The organism is Romboutsia sp. 13368 (assembly GCF_018336475.1).
Lineage (GTDB): Bacteria > Bacillota > Clostridia > Peptostreptococcales > Peptostreptococcaceae > Romboutsia.
Genome location: NZ_CP048741.1, coordinates 437,880 through 443,900 on the forward strand (window position 1 = coordinate 437,880; position 6,021 = coordinate 443,900).

Annotated in this window: 4 protein-coding genes and 1 tRNA gene; 4 read left to right on the top strand and 1 reads right to left on the bottom strand. The window is 24.9% G+C overall.

Features of this window, described 5'->3' with window-relative positions:
• Window positions 1-184 precede the first annotated feature (184 nt).
• Window positions 185-270: transfer RNA gene (locus G3997_RS01805), tRNA-Leu, on the bottom strand.
• Window positions 271-420: 150 nt separating this feature from the next.
• On the opposite strand from G3997_RS01805, the gene polA reads away from it, so the two are divergent.
• Genes polA through G3997_RS01825 form a run of 4 tightly spaced genes read left to right on the top strand, consistent with a single transcriptional unit; the run spans window position 421 to window position 5,883 of the window.
• Window positions 421-3,066: a DNA polymerase I gene (gene polA / locus G3997_RS01810; RefSeq protein WP_296647160.1), complete on the top strand. Its 2,646-nt coding sequence runs from the start codon at window positions 421-423 to the stop codon at window positions 3,064-3,066.
• 7 nt (window positions 3,067-3,073) lie between these two features.
• Entirely contained in the window at window positions 3,074-3,676 is a 603-nt protein-coding gene (gene coaE, locus G3997_RS01815; RefSeq protein WP_296647161.1) for a dephospho-CoA kinase, read from the top strand.
• The gene (locus tag G3997_RS01820) at window positions 3,669-4,220 is read left to right on the top strand and encodes a lytic transglycosylase domain-containing protein (protein WP_296647163.1); all 552 of its coding nucleotides are present in this window, start codon (window positions 3,669-3,671) and stop codon (window positions 4,218-4,220) included. The genes coaE and G3997_RS01820 overlap by 8 nt, the downstream gene beginning before the upstream one ends.
• 4 nt (window positions 4,221-4,224) lie before the next feature.
• Entirely contained in the window at window positions 4,225-5,883 is a 1,659-nt protein-coding gene (locus G3997_RS01825; protein ID WP_296647166.1) for an ABC transporter substrate-binding protein, read from the top strand.
• Window positions 5,884-6,021 lie beyond the last annotated feature (138 nt).

Consider the following 6,021-nt stretch of genomic DNA (forward strand, 5'->3'; position numbering starts at 1 on the left):
AAAGAGGTTATATTGCTTTAAGCATAATCTCTTTTTTTATAATATTTAAATATTGTGATTAATGAAATAAATAGTATAATGTTAAAAGAAGTAATTATAAGATTTTAGAAATGATACTATTAATACAACGTTATTATCATATAAAATATAAATAAACACTATCTAAAATAGATAGTGTTTAAAGTGGTGCCGAATGTGGGACTCGAACCCACACGGTACTTAAACCAACGGATTTTGAGTCCATCGCGTCTGCCATTCCACCAATTCGGCATGTACTATATAAATATTATAGCACCAAGGGAAAACTATAGCAATATATATTGGTATTAATATTCATATTATATTATGGTAATATTAAATAATAGACATTGGTATATAATAGATATAAATTAAATTATACTAACAATAGGAGTGATACATTTGGATAAAACGCTAGTTATAATAGATGGAAATTCAATAATAAATAGAGCATTTTATGCTTTACCAGAAATGAGTAATAAAGAAGGATTAAAAACTAATGCAATATATGGATTTACTAATATGCTTTTAAAAATAATTGATACATATAATCCTACTCATATAAGTGTAGCTTTTGATAGGAAATCTCCTACATTTAGACACTTAGAGTTTAAAGAATATAAAGCTGGTAGGAAAAAAATGCCTGATGAATTAAGAGAACAATTTGAGCCTTTAAAAGAGCTTTTAGATAAATTTAATATACATAGATTAGAAATTGATGGATATGAAGCTGATGATATAATTGGTACAGTATCTAAAATAGCAGAGAATGATGGTTTTAAAGTATACATAGTTACAGGAGATAAAGATGCAATACAATTATCCTCAGAAAAAACAACTACTTTAATAACTAAAAAAGGAGTAGGTGAGGTTGAAGAGTATGATTATAATTTTGTACTTGAAAAGTATGAAATGACTCCAACTCAATTTATAGATTTAAAGGGTTTAATGGGAGATAAATCAGATAATATACCAGGTGTTCCTGGTATAGGTGAAAAAACAGGTATAAAGCTTATAAAAGAATTTGATAGTATAGAGGGAATATTTGATAATATAGATAAAATAAAAGGTAGCACAAAAAAAAAGCTAGAGGAAAATAAAGAATTAGCTATAATGAGCAAAAAATTAGCTACAATTATAAGAGATGTTCCTATAGAATTTAAGTTAGAAGAATTAGAGTATGGTAAATATAATATATCAGATGTATTAGATGAATTTAAACGTTTTGGTTTCACAAGTTTAATTTCAAGAATAGCTAATTTAGAACATAATAATGATGTTGTTGATGAAGTAGAATTAGAAATAACTAAACTAGAAAATATAGATGCATTCATAAAAGAAATAAAAGAAAATAAGGAATTAATACTAAAAACAGTAACAAGAGAAGGTAATATTTTAGATAAAAGAATAATGTATATATTTTTAAGCGTAGATGGAAAAAAGGTATACTATATATCTGAAGATGAAATATCTACATTAAAAGAAATATTCCAAAGTAATGAAATAAAAAAGTTAGGATATAATTTAAAAGATGATTATATTGCATTTAGACCATATGGGATAAAATTAGAAAATATATACTTTGATATAACTATTGCTGAATACTTAATAGATTCAATGTCTTCTACATCATATGAATGTAGTGCAATAGCTATGAAATACCTAACTAAAAAAGTAAAAACAAAAGAAGAGTTACTAGGTAAAGGTGTTAAGGCTAAAAAATATCAAGATTTAGAATTTGAAGAATTAAGTACTCATATATCACAAATAATTGATACAATAAAAAATGTAATGCCAATAATGGAAGCTAATTTAAAAGATAGTTATATGGATGGTTTATTATATCATGTTGAAATGCCTTTAGTTGAAGTATTGGCAGATATGGAATACGAAGGTATTAAAGTAGATGTTAAAAAATTAAATGAGCTAGGATCACAATTTAAAGATATTATAAAAAAACTTGAAGAAGAGATATATGAAATATCTAAAGAAGAGTTTAATATAAATTCACCTAAACAATTAGGGGTTATACTATTTGAAAAATTAGGACTACCAGTTATTAAAAAAACAAAAACAGGGTACTCAACTAATGCAGAAGTATTGGATAAATTAAAAGATCATAATCCAATTATAAATAAAATAATAGAATATAGACAAATAGTAAAATTAAACTCAACTTATGTTGAAGGTTTATTATCTATAATAAATCCAATAGATGGTAGAATACATTCATCTTTTAACCAAACTATAACTACAACTGGAAGAATTTCTTCTACAGAGCCAAATTTACAAAATATACCTGTAAAACTTGAGATGGGAAGAAATATAAGAAAAGTATTTATAGCAGAAAATGGTTGTAAGTTAGTAGATGCAGATTATTCTCAAGTTGAGCTTAGAGTACTTGCTCATATGAGTCAAGATGAAACTATGATAGATGCATTTAAACATAATGAAGATATACATACAAAAACAGCTTCTCAGGTATTTAATGTAAGTATGGATGAAGTTACAAGTAAGCAAAGAAGTGATGCAAAAGCAGTAAACTTCGGAATAGTTTATGGAAAAAGTGATTTTGGATTATCAGAAGATTTACATATTCCTGTAAAACAAGCTAAAGAGTATATAGAAAATTATTTTAATAAGTATGGTAAGATAAAGCAATTTATGGATGAAATTATAGATAGTGCTAGTGAACATGGATATGTTACTACTATATTAAATAGAAGAAGATATATTCCTGAAATAAAATCTAGTAATTTTATGATGAGAAATGCAGGAAAGAGAGCTGCAATGAATGCTCCTATACAAGGAAGTGCAGCAGATATTATAAAAATAGCTATGATAAATGTATATAAGAAATTAGAAGAAAACAATATGAAGTCTAAGCTTATACTTCAAGTTCACGATGAGCTTATAGTAGAAGCGGTAGATAGTGAATTAGATTTAGTTAAAAAAATAGTTAAAGATGAAATGGAGAATGCAGTAAGTTTAGATGTAAACTTAGATGTAGATTTAAATATAGGAGATTCGTGGTACGAAACAAAGTAGGTGTTTTATGATTGTATTAGGATTAACAGGTAGTATAGGATGTGGTAAAAGCAGCCTATCTAATATATTAAAAGAGAATAATATAGATATAATAGATGCAGATGTTATATCTAGAAAAATTTTTGAAGATAAAAAACTTTTAAACTTAGTATTTGAACATTTTGGGGATTGTATAAAGAATGAAGATGGTAGTTTAAATCGAAAAGTTTTGGGAAATATAGTGTTTAATGATGATAATAAGTTAATTGAGTTAAATACTTTGACACATCCGAGAATAAAAGAAAAAATAATAAAAGAGATAGAAATGCTAAAGTTAAATAATAAAGAAGTAATAGTAATAGATGCACCTTTATTAATTGAAGGTGGATATTTAGAGATGGTAGATAAGTTATTAGTTATAACTTGTAATAATGAAGTTCAAATAAATAGAATACAAAAAAGAGATAATTGTACTAGACAAGAAGCTCTAAGTAGAATAAATTCTCAAATGAGTCAAGATGAAAAAGTTAAGTATGCAGATTATATATTAGATAATTCTGGAAGTATGGAAGATTTAAAAGAAAATACAAGAGAATTTTTATTATATATGAAGGAGAATTGGTGTGGCTAAGAAAAAAATATTTTTTATTTTAGCTATTATTATAATATTATTTACCTCTTTAATTATAGAAAATGATACTATTAATAAAATATTATATCCTAGAAAATATTCAGAACATGTTCAAAAATATTCAAAAGAATTTGGTTTAGACGAAAATTTAGTATATAGTGTTATTAAAGTAGAAAGTAAGTTTAGGAAGGATGCTATATCACATAAGGGGGCTAAGGGCCTTATGCAAATAAGTGATATAACAAGGGAATGGGCAAAGGAAGAACTTAATTTAGGAGAAATAGATATATTTGATCCTGAAACTAACATAAAAATAGGTTGTTGGTATTTAAGTAAATTATATAGAGAATTTGGGAGACTAGATTTAGTTATAGCAGCATATAATGGAGGTTCTGGAAATGTTAGTAAATGGTTAAATGATTATACATATAGTAAAGATGGCAAATCATTAGATGTAATACCATTTGAAGAAACTTCGACATATGTAAAAAGAATAACTAAAAGCTACAAAATGTATAATAAGTTGTATAACAAGGAAGGTTAAACTAATGAAAAAAWTTAAAATTATAGCTATTACTTTAGCTATGGTTATGAGCTTAGTTGGATGTAGTATGGATGAAGAAGTACAAGGTGTTTTAGAGAGTAAACCAAGCGCAATAACTTCTAAAACTATAAACTTAACTATGATGCAGCCAGAAACTATAAACCCAATAACAAATAAGAATAAATCAGTTAGCTATATAATGAACTTAGTGTATGATGGTTTGTTTACTATAGATGAAAATTACAATACAGTGCCTCAGTTAGTAGAGGCATATAAAGTGTCTAGTGATGGAATGAGTATAAATATAAAGTTGAAAGATGCTAAATGGCATGATGGAACTTTATTAACATCTTCTGATGTTAAATTTACAGTAGATTTAATAAAGAAGAATATTGATAGTCCATATAATGCATTAGTTGAAAATATATCATCAATATCTATAGATAATAGTAAAGAATTTACTATAAACTTTAATAATAAGTATGCTTTTTCAGTAGATACATTAATTTTTCCTATAATATCAGAAAAGCAATTAGGTAGTGTAAAAGATATTAATGAATATAGATATAATTTGGTAGGCAATGGAGTATATAAAATAAAAGAATATAATGAGAGAAAAAGTATATCTTTAATTGTTAATGATAGTTACCATGATAAAATTTCAGAAACTGCAAAGAATATAGAAGTTGAAATTGTACCAGATGAAGAGGCACAAGTATCTATGGTAATGTCATTAGATAGTGACATTGCTAAAATATCACTAGATGATTTAAGTAAATTATATGAAAAAGAGTTTAAGACAACTACATATGAAAGTAGAAATTATGAATGTTTACTTTTCAATTATAATAATGATTTTTTTAAAGATATAAATTTTAGAAAGGCTTTAATAAGTTCTATAGATAAAAATAAAATACTTGAGGAAGGATATATAAATAATGCTACTTTAATTAACTTTCCACTTAATTCTAAATCAAAATACTATGATAAAGAGATTGAAGGTATAGAATATAGTAATGATAAAGCTAAAGAATATCTTTCTAAAGTAACTCTTGATAATATTGATAATAAAGAAGTTAATGATCAAAGTATTGTAAAAGAAAATACTAAAGAAAATATAGATCAAAAAGATGATAATAAAAATATAGAAAATATAAAAACTACTGAACAAGATAAAAAAAATGAAATAAAAAAACAAATATCAAAATTAAATTTAAAAATTATAGTAAATAAAAATAATGCAGAAAGGGTAAAAACTGCATATATAATAAGTGATAATTTAAAAGAAATAGGTATAAAAAGTGTTATACAAGAACTTTCAGATGAAGATATGAATAAATCTATGAATGAAGGAAATTATGATATAGCACTAGCGGGATGGGAGCTATCAGTAGTGCCAGATGCTACTAATATACTTAATAGTATAGGATATGAAGATGAAAAGTTAACTAACTATATAGACTCTTTAAAAAATGCAACTAGTGAATCTCAAATAAATGATATATATAAATCTATTCAAAGATATGTAAATGATAATGCACTGTTTATGAGTTTAGTTATTACAGATGATTATATCGTAACTAATCGAAGAATAGAGGGAAAAATAAGCCCAAATAGTTTTAATATATATGAAGGCATTACTAATTTAAATATAGCTAAATAATAAATAAAAGCGCACAATATTATTGTGTGCTTTTACTTTAAAATAGTTGACTAAATGATATAATTTAACTAATCTTATAGTATAAATTAGTATAAATAAAAAATGGAAAGATATATACATACAATATTTATACATAAA